Here is a 19,937-nt window from a genome sequence, read left to right as displayed (position 1 = left end):
TCAAAAAGTAAGAGAGCATAAACCTGACAATGCTTAGCGTAAAATGACCAATTGACCGTTTAACCCGCCATATAAATGTCTTTTAGTTTAGGGTAAAATTCCCCCACAACCCTACGGGTAGCTCCCCAAGTGGAGCATTTATGTACAGCTTGTCTTTTATATATTTATACCAAACTGCTAATCAAATCTTCCCTTTGGGGAAGCCTGCCTGCTGCAGGCAGGTGCCGGAGGCGAAGGGGGAAAGTTGGACAGTGTACTATTCACTCAAGATTGTATAATTTCTTAACTAAACGACATTGCCCACCATATGCATTAGCAACTCTGCCAACAGGATATAAAAAAGTCCCGACACATAGGATACAACCTGCATCAGGACTCGTGAAATAATGGGTTTAAGAAAACTTTGCTTATAACTTAATTTTCCAAAGCTCACCACTTTTCAAGGCTTTCGTATGTGTTGTACCCTTATATCGGATGGTACAATTGCCTTCTGTCGATGCCGTGATTTCTGCTTTCAATAATTTGCCTTCTTTCCATTCCAAATCGACTTCATAAGCACCACGAGCTTTCAAACCTTTAACCTGCCCATTTGCCCATGCTGAAGGTAATGCAGGAAGTAATTCAATGATATCTGCATGAGATTGCAATAAGATTTCAGCCATACCGGCTGTTCCACCCATGTTACCGTCTAATTGAAATGGGGGATGTGCACAGAATAGGTTGGCGTAGGTACCACTTCCCTGTCCCATTAACTTTTCTGATTTTATAGTTGCCGGATATAATAAGCGTCGGTACAATTTGTAGGCACGATCGCCATCTTTAAATCGAGCCCAGAAATTCACTTTCCAGGCCAGAGACCAACCGGTACCATTATCACCTCTTGCATTTAAGCTCACTTTAGCCGCTTCAGCCAAGTCCGGTGTTTTTTCCATTGAAATTTGTTTCCCTGGATGAAAAGCATATAAATGTGATACATGTCGATGTTTGCTTTCCGGATCGTCTACATCTTCTTTCCACTCTTGGAGCTGTCCCCAGTTACCAATGGTAGGTGGCGAAATACGGTCGCGAATGCGCTGTGCTTCCAATTTAAATTCCTCATCTATACTTAATACCTCACACGCTGCCATGCAGTTATTCAATAAGTCCCAGGCCATTTGATGGTCCATGGACGCACCTCTTGAAATACCACCGTGCTCAGGTGAATACGAAGGAGACGATACCAAATGTCCGTTTTCATCTTCTATCAGGTAATCTATCCAGAATAATGCGGCTTCTTTCATTAGAGGATAAGCCGTTTTTTCCAGAAAAACTTTATCTTGCGTAAACTCGTAATGCTCCCACAGGTGCTGACACAACCAGGCAGCACCACCCGGAAAAGCCCCCCAGGGAAAACTCCAGCCTGGTGATGTGTAACCAAAGGGATTATTCATAGTATTCACTACCCAACCTCTTGTATTGTAAAACTCCTTGGCTGATATTCTACCCGGCTCCACTAAAGCCTCCATATAATCGAATAGCGGCTTGTGACACTCACTCAAGTTGGTCACCTCAGCCGGCCAATACAACATCTGCTGGTTGATATTCATGTGGTAATCGCAAGCCCACGCCGGATTAGTACTGTTGTTCCATTTTCCCTGCAAATTCATTGGCATGCTACCCGGACGCGTTGATGAAATCATCATATAACGACCAAATTGAAAATACAATTCCTCAAAACCTAAATCAGTGATTCCTTTAGCATATTCTTCCAGACGAACATCCGTTGGGATACTGTCTCTTGCATTGTCGCCCAACTCCAGTTCTACTCTGTTGTATAGCGTTTTATAATCCTTCTGATGCTCTGCAAGTAATGCCTCGTACGTTTTATTAGCTATGTTTTGAAGGACCTTTTTATTGTCTGCAATAAAGTCATTGCCTTTATAGTCGGGATATTGATTGACGTAATCGGTAGCGGCTACATGGTATATTTTCAAATATCCTGCTCCTGCAACCTCAATTTTGCCGTCTTTATAGCTGAGCGTCCCATCCGTTTCAAGCTTCATGCAGGTTTCAAATCGCATACCGTTATCGGCCACTTCTCCCTGAAAAGAATATACAGAGTTATCAAATGATTCCTTATTCTTCACATGTGGCGTTTCAAAATGAACGGTATAGTCAGTGGCTTTATCTGCTTCAAAGTGATACACTAATGCTTTGGCTGGATAAGACGCAAAATATCGACGCTTGTAATTTGTTTCGCCAAGCTGATAACTGACACGACCTTCTGCATTTTCGATGTCCAATTCACGTTTATAGTTTATTGCTTCTCCTTTATGCTGCACCTCAACATAAACATCACCCATGGTTTGCTGCGCTCCGTAATTACCAAAAAGTGATTCTGAACCGTCTGCCTTATGCATGGCACCAGTTAATTCTCTGTTGGCCAACCGATGCGCGTCATCCATTTTACCGGCATCCAACAACCTTCGTACTTCGGCGAGATGCTTCCAGGCCTCGTTTTTGATGCCGTAGTTATATTCTTCACCACTACCCGGACCACCACTCCATAAAGTGCCTTCAGTAAACTGGATTTGCTCTTTTTCGACACCACCAAAAAACATGGCGCCGGTGTGTGCATTACCAATGGGTAAGGCTTCCGATTGCCAGTCGGTAGCTGGTTGATTGTACCACAATGATAGATTTGTTTCTTTTTTAACTCCTGTACAACAGGCTGTTGTAGTAATAATTAGTACAAGAAGTAATAGTTTGAAAGTGTGTTGCATATTTAGTGTTTTTTCATCTATTAACATTACCAAAAACTTCAATTTCACCAATAACCAAAGTCTGATTGGTAAAGAAACTAACTCTCAAGAAACGTACATCTGTTTTATCGTTAATATTGAAGACCATTTCTGTCTGACCATTATTCATATATCTTCCTTTTGCTACCTCCATCCAATCTTCCTGATTAAATGAGGTTTCAAGTATTAACTCAGCTCCTTCAGCCTTAACAAATGTAAATTCAACCCTGTCGACCTGATAGAAATTCTCCATATCCAGTTCCCACCAAACACGTCCATTTTCTGGTTCAGGTTGCCACTTGGTCCATTTATGCCCATCGTTGGCCAATGAAGGTAAACTTTTTCCAGCTGAATTGGTACGTGAAGGACGCGCATCCGAAACTTTCACGGGTTCACCGGCTGCTATTGCTTTCGTTAGACGATAATCGATATATGGTCTTTCTTTTACAAGCGGCGTTATACCTTCCTGATACATTGGCTCTCCCATCGTCGTGATATTGATTCGAGCCGACTCCAAACCTTCCGATGTGGCCTCTATTATGGTTGCACCTCCTTCGTAAGAGCGAAACTCGATGGCTGCATGGCCATCTAATATTTGAATATCATTATAGGTCGTTTCTTTAAAAGTGATGCTTCGTCCCGTTGGAAATTCGCCAGGACCAGAAATAATGGTTAAGGTCACATCCGGACTATTAGAAATATGTAAGCCACTATCGCCAATCACCTTCACATTAATATGTACATCATCGGTGGCATTCGTTCCCTGAATGGTTGTTTTGTCAGCAAAAAGTTGGAGACTCTTTGGTGTTCCCGGTTCAGGCCATACAGGTGGTTCAATATCTCTGAAATAATGACGATACCAATACCACGAACGCTTTGGGATACGGGCAAAATCAACGATGCCCATTTCGCCCATATTACCGGCAATACTACCATGGTCGAAACCACACCAGATAGCATGACCGCTGCGCCATTCAGGCTTCTCACCATCCGTCACATGCCCCCAGCATGGTGTATAATTTCCCGGACGATCGCTTACACAGGAACCATATTCACTCACCATATTCGGGATTCCCGGATTTCGGTATAGTGTGGCACCATCACCATTGTAACCGGCGATATCACCTAATACATCAACACCTCTGCGTTGTGCACCGCCAATCATGGCCAATCGTGTTGGGTCAAGAATATGCGAAAGTTCCACCAAATCAGACAAGAGCTGTTTCATTTCAGCATCAACAGACATGGCCGAAAAGAAAGGTTCATTACTCATGCTCCATGCTATCACGGATGGGCTATTTCTATTGATTCGAATCAATTCCTGAAGAGTATTAGCCGCACTTTCATTATAAGCCGCCATATCTTCTTCATGCACAGGATAGGTACTTGAATTCCAATAGCCATCTTCTTCAAAACCACCTATTCCCCATACGCAGTTTTCAGGAATGAATAGCAATCCTAATTGATCACATACCTCAGTAAAATATGGGTGATGCGGATAGTGAGACCCACGAATCAGGTTAAAACCAGCATCTTTCATCAGTTTTAAATCGCGATACACACCAGCTTTGGTAACGGCATCGCCCCAGCCAGCATGGTCCTGATGTACATTTACTCCTTCGAGATACAAATGTTCTCCATTGAGGAAAAATCCCTCATCGTCTGTCCACTCCGTCCATCGGAATCCGAAACTAGATTCATATGAATCTAACAATGTATCATTTTCATAGATGAACGTTAAGGCTTTGTATAATGCTGGATTACTCGGCGACCATAAATCAGGATTTTTAATCACATCACTCGTCTGCTCACAAACCATTGTGTCGCCCGTCTTTATGGTTTCATCACTTGATAATTCAGCAATTTCATTGCCATTGGTATCTACAATAAGCGTCTTTAAGGTGATGTTTTTTAGAGATTCGCTTTGGTTGGCTATTTCTGTCTTCAAATTCACTTTCGCCTCATTCTTGAGAACGCCAGGCGTTGATACAAATGTGCCATTCCATGTGACATGTAATGGGTTGGTCACGGTTAAATACACATCGCGATAGATGCCACCACTAAACACATGCTCTCCTGCGCGTGGTGCCAATTGGGCATCCCACAAGTTATTGACACGAATAGCCAGCTGGTTTTCACCGAGCTTAACTGCATCGGTAATATCAACTTCAAAGCCTGTATAACCACCTCGGTGAGAACCTACTTTAACACCATTCAGGTGTATCTCCGCCACTTGAAAAACGCCATCAAATTCCAGATAGATTCGTTTGTTCAACCATTCCTTTTCAATAGTTAATGCTTTTTGATACCATCCATAGCCTTCATAAAAACTCTCTGAACGAAAATATGGTAAACTAAAGGTATGAGGAAGTCCTACCCTTTCCCAGTGGCCATCTGTGTTTTTATCTGAAAAATCTTCTGTTTCGGAGCTAAAGGTAAACTGCCAATCGCGATTGATGTTCTTTTTTAGTCGTACCTTTTGTACATGTTTTGAGTTTGAACACGATACAACAAGCACGGATATCACTAAAAGGAATAGAATATTTTTCATTTAATTACGATTTAATCTTTCGTCAGCTTTACTCCCCACACGTAATTGCCAAACTGATTTTCAGGCAATTCAACAATCAGGTTTTCACCATCTTTTACAAACTTAAGTCTTTCATTGCCGCCAAGAGGAATAATAGATTCAGGGTTAAAATTGCCAGCATGCGGTAATGTCAGGTTCTTAGCAGATGGCCAGGAAACAAACCAGGCATAGAGCACACCGTCTTTTTGAGTATAACGAACCGCATCGGTATCGTATTCGTTTACATTTGACCCTCCACGCAGCGAATTAAGCTCGCCGGTACCATGAATCTCCCAGGGTGTTGATTCTTTTATTCCTTCACCATTTACTTCCATCCACTGACCTAATTCCAGCAATAAGTTTTCCTGAGCCTTATCCAATGTTCCATCTGGTCGTGGTGCAATATTGAGTAGAAGATTACCATTACGACTGACCAGATCAATAAAACAGCGAAGTACCGACTCGATTGGATAAGCGCCTTTTTCACCTGTATAAGCCCAGCTTCCGTTAGCAGTAAAATGAGCTTGCCACGGACGCTTTGATATACCATCGGCCTCGTTCTTCTCGGTATCATATACGGCTTGCCCTTTTTGCATGGCGTCCCGTTTCCAGGAAAGTACTACCCGCTTATCCCATGTAACACTCTTATTATAATAATTTGCAACAACCCGATACATGGCATCCCTGAAATAGGGCTTTTTGTATTCCGTATAAGCATCACAAATGCCTCCATCTACAAAGATGTAATCGGGTTGATAATTATCCACTAACTCGTTCATCACACTTTCCCACTTGAAGGCATCTTCAGGGTTTGGAGGATCTGTATCTCTACGACGCTTCCCATACAATCCTTTATATTCTGGATTCCAGGTATCAAACTCAGGTCGAAAAGTATAATATTTCCAATGGCGACCATAATGGGTGGATACACCGGTCTTAATTCCCTGCTTACGCATGGCCGTTGTTAATTCGCCAACCACATCTCGCTTTGGTCCCATCTTAACAGCATTCCAATTGATTACTTCGGAATCCCACATAGCAAAACCATCATGATGAACTGCCGGGGCTGCGAAATAACTTGCTCCTGCTTTCTTAACTAATTCAGCATAATAGATGGCATTAAAATTTTCCAGTTTAAACATGGGAATAAAGTCCTTGTAACCGAATTCCTTTAGCGAACCATAAGTAGCCTCATGGTGATCTCGAAATGTCTTAGCCCAATCAGGATGAATGACATTAGGATTGTTATCGGCATAATACATAAGCGTAGGATACCACTCATTTTTGTATGCCGGCACCGAGAAAGCACTCAAGTGCATAAATATCCCGAGCTTGCCCTCGCTATACCATGCCGGCACATCATATGAAGCGATTGATTCATGTTTTGTGTTGTATTGTTTCCTGATTTCAGTATTGGAACGCTTGCCGTTTTTACCATCACAACTAAAGAGTGACAGCATCAATAGAGCAGCGACATAAGTAAGAAGTCGTTTCATATATCTACTTATTTAATTGTATTTCTAAGTTCTTTTTCTGCTTCCCCGTTCCAATAGCCACATTCCAACTGAAAAAAGACGGAGGTATAAGGGATTGCCAGGTCTGTTTTAATGATTAAGACATTGAATAATTTTGCCGATGCATCTAACTCACGTATAATATCTTCGTGCAACAATGTTTTTACATTTTCGCCTTCAAGTATTTGGTGTAAAGCCTTGCGGTATGATTCTATTCCGCTTGCATTTTCCTCCGGAACAAAAGCCATTTCTTTATCTACAAAAATGTTAGCATCGACATGCCTTGCCTCATCGATTAACTGATTTACAAACTCAACAGCTTCTAGTTGATTCGCATCAATGGTAATGGTTTGAATGGCTGGATTACTTTGCTGAGGGTAGGCCGCATCGGCAATCACTATCCAGTTACGGTGACCAAAGACTTTTAGTGTTTCTGATATGTCTGTTTTCCAACTTCTTACTTCAGTTTTATCGTTATTACATACATGATGCTTCTCTGTAGAACATGACGCTATAAGAGCTAACACAAGAAAACCTAAGATTAATTCTTTCATACCAACTATTTAAATGATTCATTAACTTGTTTATTACCAGCTTGCCATTCTTTGTATATATCAATTCTATCGGTCTTTGATGCCTCATCAAAGAAACGGGCACCTTGACCGATTTGATTGTTATCACCTAATTCAATGCGACCAGCTTCAATCATTTCCAGCAGTTCTTGCACTTTATCGGGATGTTGTTCTGCTACATTGTGATGTTCTTCCTTATCTGTTATCAAATTATACAGTTGAATTTCATCTACCTGGTCAATCTTCCTGCCCCTCCACTTCATATATCCCGGTTTCTTTGGACGAGGCAATACTAATTTCCAACCTCGGTCTCTTACTGCCTGCAAATGAGTATAGGCATAGTAATAGAATCGATCGTGTTTGCTTTTTTCGGCGTTTAAAATAACATCACTAAAACTTTTTCCATCTACCGATAAGTTAAAAGGCAACTCAGCTTGAGCGAGTTCTGAAAATGTTGGCAAGAAATCCATGCATGTAAGTAGCTCATCATTTGTAATTCCTTCGTTTATATGCCCTTTCCATTTCATAATGCAAGGCACACGAACGCCCCCTTCCCAGGTTTGTGCTTTAGCACCTCTGAGTGGGTAAGCACTTCCGGCATGATCACCTATCTTTTCTTCAATCCAGGGACCGTTATCCGAAACAAACACGACCAATGTATTTTCTTCCAAGCCTTCTTCTTTCAAGACATTGAGTACCTCACCCATACTCCAGTCCAGTTCTTCAATCACATCACCATAAAAACCACCGTCTGATTTTCCTCTGAAGCTTTCAGAAGCTCCTAATGGTACATGTGGCATATTATGAGACAGGTATAAAAAGAAAGGATTGTCCTTATTTTGCCTGATAAAATCAGAGGCCTCATGGGTGTACATTTTAGTGAGCTGCCCCATTTCCTCCACCGAGTTGATGACCTTTAATGTATCATGATTTCTTAAAATACGGCATCGATGCTTAGATTGCTCTATCAGTTTTGAATTACCATTATACTGTGGCGTACCATAATAATAATCGAATCCCTGGCTTAGAGGCATTTGTTCCGGCTTCTCACCCACATGCCACTTTCCTATGCATGCGGTCTGGTACCCGACAGTTTTTAATACCTCAGCAATGGTTAGTTCTTTGGGGTGAAGTTTTGTGTGAAAATTTTTAACATTACCTGGTTCAGCAATTCGAATAGGATAACAACCAGTTAACAAAGCAGCACGCGAAGGACCACATAAAGGTTGAGCATAAAAGTTCGTAAACCTTATACCTTGCTTTGCCATTTCGTCCAGATGCGGTGTTTTTATATTTGGTGAACCATAACAGCCCAAGTCATTATACCCTTGATCATCTGTTAGGAAAACGATGAAATTAGGAAGCTGAGCATTACGACTTCTCACGCAAGATTGAAAAACAATAGGCAAAAATAAGATCAATAGAATGTATTTGTGTTTATCGTTCATTTCCCTTTTCTCTGATTTAGCGTCAATCCCTTTAATAGTCAAACAACAAGTAAGCAAAAGAAGTACCTTCTATGCTTATGTACACCTTATTTTCTTTGAATTCAGGCGACAAAGTTTTTATCTCTACATTATGCACACCTTCACCCTCTGTAAAGTGTTTTCCCTCAATAACACGTCTTACAGAATCAGGCAGTTCAAGCTCTATGGTTTTATCCTTAGACGACTTATTTAAAACAAGTACAGCATACCCTTTATTAGCTTCCCTTTTAACGGCCAGAACCCTTAATCCCGAATTTGGATCATTATCATTTTCCAGAATTTCACCATTTTGCACATGTGAATACGCTTGAAAAATAGTTGCAGAAGGAGAAAGCCAAGAGCTATCGTCTTTATCCAGAAGATTTCTGTTGTATTTACTTAAATCCGTATCCTTGCTCTCCGTTTCCCACATCAAAGGCCAGGCTGTCGCCATATGTATGTCATTGTTTGCAAAAAACATCAGCTGATCGGCCTGAATAAGTCCCATCATGGCATAACTTAAGCTTGAAGGATTACTGTCCGCTGTTAGGTTTGGAGGAGGTGCATTCCATTCCATGTAACTAAACTCAAGATGCTCCATACCATACTGCTGCTTCCAACTATTAAAGTCAGCAATCTTTTTAACCTGCTGTTCACTCTCAACCTCTGCCCTCCACTCATTAAGGTTAAAATAGGCCCACTTGCCTCCACTACCATAATACCAATGATTGTCGTACACATCCCAATATTGTCCGGTTTCTCTTATCATTCGTTCCACCACATTCCATCGCATAATATTTGGAATGAGCTTCGCCTCGGGATGAATAGCTTTAATAGCCTGACTATAGGCGGGTATAAGTTGTATATATTCCTCAATGGGTACATGATTATTCTGCTCTGGTTGATGACCTGCTTCATTGTCCAGGAAAAAATAAGTGACCTTTGGGTTTTGTTTCAGGCAATATTCAACCAGCCTCACTGCCTTTTGAATGGACTCTTCGTTACGATCAAATTTCCACCCCTGAAACATATTGATACCCATAACCGGTTCGATATTACCATCCCGACATATTTCGAAATAGTTATCTATCAGCATCCGGTTCTTATTTTTCTCCTTTAGCTCATCGCGTTTTGCCTGAGTTAGTGTACTCTCGTAATTGGGATTCCAGATATCCTGATATGGCTCATGATACGGAAATTCCCAGTCCCAAAAACTCACTTGATGGCCCTCGGGATAACGCAGTGCACTTATGCCGGTATTTGTGAGGTGATTTAATTTGTTACCGTCATCCCAGGTTCTCATATCTTCATGAGAATACACCGTATTGATACCTGTAAGGTAAGGTGTAATCTTTTTTCCTGTGGGATCACCTACCTTAATAGTCCTATCAAATTCAGATGATTCTGTATCAACAGGCCTATCATCTTCTTTCTCCGGCAATCCAGAAACATCGTTCTTACAAGATAATACGAACAATATTAAAACAAGTAAAAGCGCTCTACCCCTAAATGCTTTACTTTCTAATTTCCAATTCATTGGAAAGGTCATAAACTGAATTTTTCTCATAAATTAAAACTTAGTTAATCTAATTATCAAATGATAAACCATCCGTCATACTTTCCCAATCATCTGTTCTAAATGGAGATGCCGGCAGGCCTTCTTGGTTGTACAGGTTAAATTCAGCTGGATTAATGGACCATCCGAAGCGAACAGCGATAGGTTTTTCCACTTGATCAGACCAAACGATAATTTTATCGCCATCTAGTTTTGCCTTGGCCCAATGGAATAACTTATCATCACCAGCTATTTCAAATTCATTAATGTAGCCATGCTTGTTCTTTACAATCAGGCCAGAACCAATATGGTCAAAACTGATGATGACTTTATTTTCATCTATTTGCATTGATTTATAAATAGGTCCGGAATGAACGATATCTTTACCATAAGCAACTTTTAGAGCAGATAGCATCAGTCTATTCCCAACCTCTTGTTTGTTTTTAGGGTGGATATCGTTTGCTTCACCGATATCAATAGCTACTGCCATTCCTGTATTATCCAGATGTAGTGTTTTAGCCTGGCTTTCGCGTAATTCAGCCCAGGCATCGTCTTTAGGCTTCTTTACAGGCTGTTGATAGTTGGCCAATTGTACAAATAGGAAGGGAAAATCACCTTGCTGCCAATCCTCCCGCCAATTATTAATCATATTTGGAAAAGTGAGTTCGTATTCTTTCGAACGTGGTGTGTTAGATTCTCCCTGATACCAGATAACACCTTTAATACCATATGGAATAAGTGGATGAATCATGGCATTGTACAACAAGCTTGGTACATCATTTGGAAAGGGTTTAAAATCTGGAATGACGGTATCCACCTTAAATTGCCATTCGCCACTTAAAGGAAGCTTCTTCTCCCCAAGCTGAAGGAATAGTTTGTCAGCCTTACTGGCAAAACCGCCTTTATAATACTTGTCTTCGACACGCACTGAGATGTTGTTTTTACCAACTTTTAATAATTGAGCAGGCACAGGATAAACACGCTCTACTTCGTTGGCCCAATTCAACCCGCCAACTCTTTGGCCATTTACCCAGCTTATGTCGGAGTCGTGTATTTTACCCAGATGCAATTGGGCAGTTGTATCAAGTTGTTCTGCACTTAAGTTAATATCATAGCTAAACCATACACGGCCATTCAGGCGTTTATAACCAGCATTCTCCCATAAGGTTGGTAGAGTCATACTCAACCAGTCGCTTCTATCTGTGTTGGGCAGCATCCACTTTTCTTTCATGCCTACTTCTTTTTCAGGGAAACCACCTAAAGCTTCCTTTAGATCATCCTCAAACTTTTGAGCCATGGTTAACACATCGTAATTATCAATTCGTGCGCCAAAATCTTCATATTTAGGAAGCTTTGTAATGGATACCTTCGACGTCCATGTTTCTACACAGGTTCCACCCCAGGAGGTGTGAATTAATCCAATCGGTACATCAATTTCTTTCTGTAAATCCCTGCCAAAGTAATAGCCAACTGCTGAAAAGTTCTTAACCGTTTCAGGACTACACTCCTTCCATTTGGCAAAGGGAATATTATCAACAGGAACATTGCTGACACTTCGTGGCACTTCAAATAAACGAATATTTGGATAATTCGCTTCTTTGATCTCCTGTTCTGCATTATTAGATTTTGAAACCGGCCATTGCATATTAGATTGTCCGGAGCATATCCATACATCGCCGATAAGAATGTTCTTAAGTACCACTTCATTTTTTCCACTAATGGTCATTTCATATGGCCCGCCAGCTTGCATGGGCTTCAGTAGCACAGACCACCTCCCCTTATTATCCGTTTTGGTTTTTAGCTTTTGTCCCTTAAAACTCAGTAATACTTTTTCACCGGGATCAGCACTCCCCCACACTTTTACAGCGAGATTACGCTGCAATACCATATTGTCGGAAAATATATCAGCAACATTTATATCAGCTTTACTTATTTGGGTACTGATAGCTATTGCTACAAGTGTTAATATTATTTTTAAGTTTATCATTGTCTATAATTTATACTTAAACATTAGGCTCTCACCTTCTTCAACTGAATTCGTTTTTTTGAAAGCATGAGCTTTATGCTCTCCCAATTGAAATGTGTTCAGAGCCACTTTGCCATGTAGCACTTCCAAATGAACCCTATAATCATCTCCACCTTTCGATACTTCACACATGCCCCAGGCATAACCATTAGACCAAAAGTACTTACCTGCTTTATCCGTAAACTTCATTGTCTTGGTAACAGCCGAATATTCAAAACCTGTCCAGGCAATTACGCCACCCCAAGCTGCCATTGCACGTGCATAGCGGTGACCGTATTCGCCTTCGTTAAAGGGATTTCGCTTTTTACCATCGAAACGATTTCGGATAGCCTCAAATACTTTTTCTCCATTATCGGTTTGTCCTTCATAAATCATATGAACAGCGGTACTGTATTCAAAGCCGGTCATTATTTCGGTGTAGTACGGGAATGGAAAGTCCAGTAATTCCCCTTTGGGATAGGATGCCATTATCAATCCAGCTTCATCGCCTAATCCAAAACTGCGGAAAGTGTTTGTGTGGTTGTTAAAATCGTCTACCCAATTGTATTTCATAATACTTTCAAGGGTCTTTGATACATGGGCTTTGTCTAAAACATAGCCTAAACCTGTTGTATGTGCGAGGTATTGACCAACCAACTGATCGACCAAACAGCCTTTCCCTAACTGAGCAACCTTATTATGATTTTCAGGCATGATTTGTTCGTAATATTCGCCGTTAAACAGATTGGCATCTACCCAAGAGCTTCCTTTTTTATATAAAACTTCGCACTCCTTTTTAAAAGCTTTGTCTCCCATGTAATCTGCCATCTCAATAGATGCTTTTAAGGCGCCAAGATACCAGGCTGCCATTTGGGGATTTGGTCCGTGGTAATCGATATCCATGGTATTGTGCTGCGAACCTTCCATGACGCCATCCTTGTTGGTGTCCCAAATGCCTTTCCAGGCAAAGCTCATAGCTTTTTTAATGTAGGGCCACATTTCTTGCAGCTTTTCATCATTGCCCGAAAGTTGCCAGTCGCGATATACTTTTATCAATGTTCCCATCTGACCATCGGCTGCCCAATGTTTAAAACTTTTGGCCTTCTCGTTAAGCGGTAAACCCACTCTGTGGCTCATCGCACCATTATCGTGAGTCGCATGCAGAAACTCAACTTCACGAAATTTCATGGACAAATCACCGAAAAGAAAAGGTATTGTTGATTCGTAGTTCCAAACATGAGTACAAGTACCCAATCCCCAACCAGCGTTTTTAGAAGCACCCAATTTAGTTCCTTGCACACTTCCTGTTCCTTCCCAACCAAAGGGATATCCTTCGGCAGTTTGAAAGACCGTTTGACTACGTAAATTGCAGCTATTGAAAAGTGCTGCTTCTTTAATGGATTCAGGGATATCGCTTTCGCAAAATGCACTAACAAAGTCTACTGTCTTTTTTTCGAGGGTAATTATATTATTGTTTACTTTTTGTGCTACATCCCATGCATCTTTGTATTTAGTGGAATAGTAGTTTCCGACTATTTCTTTTGTACCAAAATTACCATACCAGCTTTTTCCAAGATCCCAGCCACGGCGATTTGGGAAATTCCACGTGATGTAGAAAGTCACTTCTTTTTCCTCACCTGGTGCAATCGTTTCTTTTACCGAAAGGGTTGCAGGGGGCGTAGGTATGCTATATTTCTCTTTGTTTTTCATTTCTTCACCTAGCATATCGCCAGTGTTGAAATCTCTAGCGTCTGCATTGAAGCCTAAATTTACCAGTTCACCATCAGTAGTGAAATCATCGATAAATTCGCGAAAAGTCCAGTTCCATCCTAGTTTAGCCCAAGATGTACGATACGTTACTTTTCCGCTTGAATTGGTTGAAAGTGCCATTGTACCCCAGTTCACATCTGTTGAATCGACACCATTTGAAAACATATAAAGCCCCTTCAATGAGCTTTCATCTTTAAATTCGTTCTCATTCTGGTTTGTTTTGCCACCCCAGCCATCAATTCCGATATAGTTGGGAATCATACCACATACGGCAAATTCCATTACTTTATCTGAGTTGTTTTTTACAAAATAAGTGAGAATGGCCACAGGAATACTGCTGTTGTCTTCATCGCCTGGAATCATTGGATTGAAGGCTTTTAGATTTACATCAAGCGGTACGTTTTTGTGTTTGAAACTCAATTGCGCCAAAGGATATGCCGCTTTAAATTCGACTTCTTCAAATCGAGGGAAGCCTGCGTTATACGCATCACATCCCCAATCGCCATAATATTTTGATTCAGAAATAGGTCCTTCTAATAGTCGAAGCTGTCCTTTTGCAGTTCCTTTTTCCTTAAAATAAAGTGCAAAAAAAGGTGCATTGGCAATGGTAGGCTCTACCAATTTGACCCCTGGCGTCCAGCCAAGCGCTCCTCTGTTACCCAATTCCCAGTCGCGCAGGTCACCACGACCGCCAATGGAAACTGTTCCGGTGCCAATACCGCCAAGAGGCATGGCCACTTCTGAAAGGTATTCACCGGTGTATGTCTTTAGCAAGGGCCATTCTGATGAAGGCGACTCACTATTCTGTGAGTTCTGTAAATCTCCCTGAGCGATAATAAACACAGGTAAGCTTAATACTACAATTAATGCAATTAAATTTCTGATCATTTTATTTAAGCTTGGTTTTCTTATTACTTGCTTGGTTTTTCTTAAAAACTAAACTCTAACTTTCCTTTTCCAGTAATAAGCTTAGCGCTTTTAAACGATTTATGCATATTTTCTCCAATTTGAAGTTTCTCTAACTCCATCTCACCATATAGCACTTCCAAAGTAAGCTTATATTCTTTGCCATCTTTCGATATCTCACACATCCCCCATGTCGAACCGTTCGACCAAAAATACTTGCCTGCTTTATCAGTGAACTTGATGGTTTTATCCACTGCTGAATACTGAAAACCACTTTCAGCGATAATACCCGCCCAGGAAGCCATGGCACGTGCATAATGATGCCCGCATTCAGCCTCATCAAAAGGGTTTCTTTTTTGACCATCGTAGCGATCACGGATGTTTTTGATGCATTCTAAGCCTTCCTGCTCCATGCCTTCGTATAACATGCCAATGGCGGCTGTATATTCAAAACCGGTCATGACTTCAGACCAATATGGGAACGGACTTTTCGGACGACCACCCTTTGGCCAGCTTGCCATCAGTAATGCTTTTTCATCACCCATGGCGTAGGAACGCATGTTATTGAAATGCTCGTACATATCTTCACGCTGGTTGTATTTCAGAATACTTGACAGTGCCGTCTTCACATTTTCCTCTTTTACCAAGTAGCCTAAACCCAATACATGCGCCATGTATTGTCCAACCAGCTGATCAACCAAACAACCTGTTTCCAATTGAAATTCAGGATTGTCAATTGACTTGCTACCCATGTTTGACATCAGCCCTTTGGCAATATCATCTTTACTCTGTGGTGTTTGAATAAGATGAACGTAGTACTCACCATTAAATAAGTTCTCATCCGTCCAGACTGAACCATTCTTGTATAGCTTCTTACATTTCTTAGCAAAGGTTTTGTCATTGAGGTGAAGCGCCATTTTTTCTGCCGCTTTCAATGCTCCCAGATACCAGATTTGCATCTGTGGATTAGGGCCAAAATATTCCACATCCATGGTGTTGTGCTGCACACCTTCCATCACACCATCCACATCGCCATCCCAGCCATTTTCGACCCAGGCAAATGCCAAAGCCTTTTTAATTTTTGGCCAATATTCCTTTAAGAACGTATCATCACCTGACAATTGCCATTCACGGTAAAACTTCATGATGGTGCCCATTTGACCGTCAGCCGCTGCCACATCAATACCAGAAGCACCTTCTTTCAAAGGCAGTTTTGTTCTGAAGCCCATATGGCCTTCGCTGTTCATGGCATACTTAAATTCAACCTCACGCATGCCTTTGGCCAAGTCGTTAAACAGAAAAGCTGTGGCTTGCTCGTAATTCCACACATGGGTACATGAACCAAAACAAGAACCAAAACGGTCCATCACACCTTCCCATCCAAACATATAACCATCGGAAGTGCGGAAAACTGTTTGCGAACGCAAGGTGCTCAAATTAAATAAGGCTGCCTCTTTAATCACCTCAGGATAAGAACTCTCTTGTAAGGCTTTAACGAAAGTCAATGTTTGCTCTGTTAACTCAGGTAAGCGCTCAATCTCTTTTACAATCACATCCCATGCATTTTCATATTGTTTAGAGTAATAATTCGTTAGTTTTTCAGGCGACCATGCAAAACGATTAGGGAAGTTCCAGGTAATGTAAAAAGTAAAGGTTTTTGTTTCTCCTGCTTTTAGAGTATTGTAGACTGCTATTGATGCCATTGGGTCTTGGTCAATCGACGTGTCTTTTTCTGTCAACAAACCATCGGCACTAAAATCATCCCAGAAATCAAGCACGCTGTTTCCCCAACGGTTATGCCCTGAACTTGTTCGATAGGAGATTTCTCCATCATTGTTTTTGGGTGTTGACAGGGCCAATGTACCCCATGCCGCATCGTCTTTGTCTACGCCTTCGGAATACATGTAAATACCCTGAAGCTTATTAGTCGCTTTATATTCATTCTTATTGTCTTTTGCTCCTGTAGGGATAAAATCACCCTTCCAGTCAGAGGTATGCTTGCGTCCATCCTTTCCAATAAAATTGCGGATATTACCTGAAACTGACACTTCAATAGTTTCATTTGTAGTATTGGTCACCTCATAATTTAAAATGGCCATTGGAATACCTGATGCATCTGCATCAGCAGGGATCAGAGGATTGTAGCCAACAATCTTTACATCAACCGGCATGGTTTCATCTGCCAGATTAACGATTCCAAATGGATAAGTGGTTTCAAACGAGGCTTCACGGAACCGAGGAAAACCATGGTGATCGACCGAGCGTCCTTCGTAATGTTGATAATCGGCATAATGAATAGGACCTAACAGAGCTTTAGTATTGGATGCTTCGCCACTCTTCTTAGTGTAAATAGCAAAGAAAGGTGCATCGTTACCAGTCGTTACAGTGCTATATCCCTTTGCTGGAACATTCATCACCTCCCAATCTTGCAATGCACCTGAACCACCTAAGGAAACCGTACCTGTGCCAATACCTCCCATCGGCAAAGCTATGCGGTAAAGGTGGTCTTGGTCGTATTTTTTTAGTGCAGTAATCCTTTCACTTAATAATGATGTTTGTGCAACTGTCCCTAAGGAAGTCAGCATCAAGGCACTTATAATTAAGCTCTTCATATACATTGTATGTTTTATTTCAATTTCAATGTTATCACATTAAAAGATACGGGCGCTAACTCAACATTCATTACCCCATCAGTAATATCAATATTTGTTGCATCACTTAATACAGGAGCTTCATCAAGAGGGCCATTGCCTGTATAAGATATCATGGTGTAATTCGATGGCAAATCTGCAAACCTTGTACTGATGTTGACCGTTTCTTCTTCATCATTTTTATTCATAAGAATAAGGCGTAGGTTTTCATTACTTTCATCCACAGATGCATAAGCTCTTAAATAGCCCTTTACTCTGGGTACTTCGACAAAATGTTCGAGCAAGTTTTCATTAATTAGCTTTATGATATCACCTCTTGGTTCTCGGTTATTATCCAGATCAAGCACATTATATGGTGTATTTTCATTCTCACCTCCCCAGGGACCATGTGTATTCCAAACGTAAGTCGCTTTTACATCCTCAAAGGTGGTAGCGTTTAGTAACATTTCACCATAAGCCAGTGCACGGAACAAATCATCGTTATCCGATTTATCACTCCAAGGCCTTGAGTTCATTTCGGTCACATGGATTTCAATATCAGGTATCGACGAATTATTAACTGCATTTTGTGCAGTTTCAACATGATTCACCATAATATCGGAGGCCTGTTTCCAGCCTGCATAGTCTTGATTACGCCAATCGTATTTATATAAATAATTATGAGCACAGATAAAATCAATATTATCCGGATCGTGACTTACAAGTGCTGCGTGCCAGTTTCCCAATAAGCCGGGACCGACCATTATTTCAGCATCCACTTCTTTCATCGCACTTGCAAAGTCGGAATACAAAGCCATGTATTCTTCTTTTGAAAGCAAATCTGAATGATGGTCAACTTCATTTCCCAGAGCCCAGCGTTTAACACCATACCCTTTTGTGATATTGGCATAACGCACCCATTCCACAGCCGATTCTTTTAACTGCTCATAACTTGGACCATTTTTGTATTTATACGAGAGGATATTAACCACAACCATTGGTTCAGCGCCCACATTATTACAAATGCTGATGTACTCATCAAAGTCCATGTCTTTGATAAATTCACCGCTTGTTTGATCAACCGCCCATTCCCATTTTGCTGGTGCCTGTGCAAATGTTGCTACTTTAGGCGTGAGTGTATTTCCCCAATCACCATCGGCATCCCATAAATAATTATCGGCTAAATGCCCATACGGAAAGCGAATGTATTTGACTCCCATATCCTTCATGGCATCCGAAAAAGACGTTTGTCTGGGGCGTTCAATGTCTGAATCCATTAACCAGCAAGAAACAACCCCACCAGGTTTTTGAGGAACGGCATGTAATCTTTTGGAAACATCAATTACAATCTTTTGCTGAGCCGGAACAGGTCCCTCAGGTTCCTCTATTTCTTCTTCAATAACCATATCTTCCGAATTAGTCTTTGAACAATTGATAGAGAAAAACATTACAAAAAACAGAACACCGAAAAACGTTAACTTCTTTACAGTAAAATACATTGCTTCGCTTTAAAACTTGATTAATCCTTCAAATAATCACATGAACATGTCTGATGGACAGTTATACTTTTTCTTTATTCACACGATATGATAAAAGTAAATCACAACACTTAGGTTTATGTGCGTAAAGCTGACAATGCTTAACTCAAAATCAATCTTGTGTCAATTAATTTGGCGCTTCGCCCAAACCCGACTTACTTTTTTAGCTTGAACTAAAAAACTAAGGAAAAAAGTTCAAGGCTACTTTTATTATTGTCCTCTTATTTGCTTCAAGCCTAAGTGCAACCGTGTGATTTTCGAGCAAGCTCTCAACTTCACGGTTTTACTAAGTCTTGATATAAAAAGAGCACAACAATAAAAAGAGGCCATAAAAACAGATAGCTTGAAGCATATCTATTGAATCCGATTGGAAGTACATGCAACAATAGTATTAACATTCATTTTTTCGTTTTAATTTTTTAGGACGCTATTAATTTGAAATTGAATGTAAACAGATACTATTTCTGATTTGGCGAAAAGTAAATTTGGTAATTAGGGGAATTTCTATGCATAAAGAAAGCTTACAAGTTAGATATATGAGGTACTAAATAAATAACTGATGTTTCCCACGTAAGTTAAAACGCTGAATGTCAAGCAAAAAGAAGCATGATTCGCTTTGTTAATTCATTAAT

General features: G+C 40.7%; 10 protein-coding genes. All 10 read right to left on the bottom strand.

What is annotated here, in order from left to right; all coding sequences use genetic code 11:
• Window positions 1-407: 407 nt before the first annotated feature.
• Genes JIV24_RS06990 through JIV24_RS06945 form a run of 10 tightly spaced genes read right to left on the bottom strand, consistent with a single transcriptional unit; the run spans window position 408 to window position 19,266 of the window.
• Window positions 408-2,762 (bottom strand): glycoside hydrolase family 95 protein, encoded by a 2,355-nt coding sequence (locus JIV24_RS06990; RefSeq protein WP_200464313.1) that lies wholly within the window; start codon window positions 2,760-2,762, stop codon window positions 408-410.
• Window positions 2,763-2,775: 13 nt separating this feature from the next.
• Window positions 2,776-5,331 carry a glycoside hydrolase family 2 protein gene (locus JIV24_RS06985; RefSeq protein ID WP_200464312.1) on the bottom strand — a complete coding sequence of 852 codons (2,556 nt, stop codon included), beginning with the start codon at window positions 5,329-5,331 and terminating at the stop codon, window positions 2,776-2,778.
• 11 nt (window positions 5,332-5,342) lie between these two features.
• Complete coding sequence (locus tag JIV24_RS06980; protein ID WP_200464311.1) at window positions 5,343-6,845, bottom strand: alpha-L-fucosidase; 1,503 nt, start codon at window positions 6,843-6,845, stop codon at window positions 5,343-5,345.
• Window positions 6,846-6,853: 8 nt separating this feature from the next.
• On the bottom strand, window positions 6,854-7,417 hold the full coding sequence (locus tag JIV24_RS06975) for an RbsD/FucU domain-containing protein (protein ID WP_200464310.1): 564 nt from the start codon (window positions 7,415-7,417) through the stop codon (window positions 6,854-6,856).
• Between the two features lie 5 nt (window positions 7,418-7,422).
• Window positions 7,423-8,883: a sulfatase family protein gene (locus JIV24_RS06970; RefSeq protein ID WP_200464309.1), complete on the bottom strand. Its 1,461-nt coding sequence runs from the start codon at window positions 8,881-8,883 to the stop codon at window positions 7,423-7,425.
• A 31-nt stretch (window positions 8,884-8,914) separates the two neighbouring features.
• Window positions 8,915-10,468, bottom strand: coding sequence for a hypothetical protein (locus JIV24_RS06965; protein ID WP_200464308.1), 1,554 nt, complete (start codon window positions 10,466-10,468; stop codon window positions 8,915-8,917).
• A gap of 19 nt (window positions 10,469-10,487) precedes the next feature.
• On the bottom strand, window positions 10,488-12,443 hold the full coding sequence (locus tag JIV24_RS06960) for a sialate O-acetylesterase (protein ID WP_200464307.1): 1,956 nt from the start codon (window positions 12,441-12,443) through the stop codon (window positions 10,488-10,490).
• A 3-nt stretch (window positions 12,444-12,446) separates the two neighbouring features.
• On the bottom strand, window positions 12,447-15,119 hold the full coding sequence (locus JIV24_RS06955; protein WP_200464306.1) for a GH116 family glycosyl-hydrolase: 2,673 nt from the start codon (window positions 15,117-15,119) through the stop codon (window positions 12,447-12,449).
• A gap of 41 nt (window positions 15,120-15,160) precedes the next feature.
• Window positions 15,161-17,749 carry a GH116 family glycosyl-hydrolase gene (locus tag JIV24_RS06950; protein ID WP_200464305.1) on the bottom strand — a complete coding sequence of 863 codons (2,589 nt, stop codon included), beginning with the start codon at window positions 17,747-17,749 and terminating at the stop codon, window positions 15,161-15,163.
• A gap of 14 nt (window positions 17,750-17,763) precedes the next feature.
• Entirely contained in the window at window positions 17,764-19,266 is a 1,503-nt protein-coding gene (locus JIV24_RS06945; RefSeq protein ID WP_234445736.1) for a GH39 family glycosyl hydrolase, read from the bottom strand.
• Window positions 19,267-19,937 lie beyond the last annotated feature (671 nt).

The organism is Carboxylicivirga marina, from assembly GCF_016612505.1.
GTDB classification, from domain to species: domain Bacteria; phylum Bacteroidota; class Bacteroidia; order Bacteroidales; family Marinilabiliaceae; genus Carboxylicivirga; species Carboxylicivirga marina.
Note: the sequence above shows the minus strand (reverse complement) of the source record. Positions and strands in the feature narration are given on the sequence as shown.

Excerpts from the sequence above, each read along its gene's own strand:
- JIV24_RS06970 (WP_200464309.1), bottom strand. The coding sequence starts at position 8,883 with ATGAACGATAAACACAAATACATTCTATTGATCTTATTTTTGCCTATT.
- JIV24_RS06965 (WP_200464308.1), bottom strand. The coding sequence starts at position 10,468 with ATGAGAAAAATTCAGTTTATGACCTTTCCAATGAATTGGAAATTAGAA.
- JIV24_RS06950 (WP_200464305.1), bottom strand. The coding sequence starts at position 17,749 with ATGAAGAGCTTAATTATAAGTGCCTTGATGCTGACTTCCTTAGGGACA.
- JIV24_RS06980 (WP_200464311.1), bottom strand. The coding sequence starts at position 6,845 with ATGAAACGACTTCTTACTTATGTCGCTGCTCTATTGATGCTGTCACTC.
- JIV24_RS06945 (WP_234445736.1), bottom strand. The coding sequence starts at position 19,266 with ATGTATTTTACTGTAAAGAAGTTAACGTTTTTCGGTGTTCTGTTTTTT.
- JIV24_RS06960 (WP_200464307.1), bottom strand. The coding sequence starts at position 12,443 with ATGATAAACTTAAAAATAATATTAACACTTGTAGCAATAGCTATCAGT.
- JIV24_RS06955 (WP_200464306.1), bottom strand. The coding sequence starts at position 15,119 with ATGATCAGAAATTTAATTGCATTAATTGTAGTATTAAGCTTACCTGTG.
- JIV24_RS06975 (WP_200464310.1), bottom strand. The coding sequence starts at position 7,417 with ATGAAAGAATTAATCTTAGGTTTTCTTGTGTTAGCTCTTATAGCGTCA.
- JIV24_RS06990 (WP_200464313.1), bottom strand. The coding sequence starts at position 2,762 with ATGCAACACACTTTCAAACTATTACTTCTTGTACTAATTATTACTACA.
- JIV24_RS06985 (WP_200464312.1), bottom strand. The coding sequence starts at position 5,331 with ATGAAAAATATTCTATTCCTTTTAGTGATATCCGTGCTTGTTGTATCG.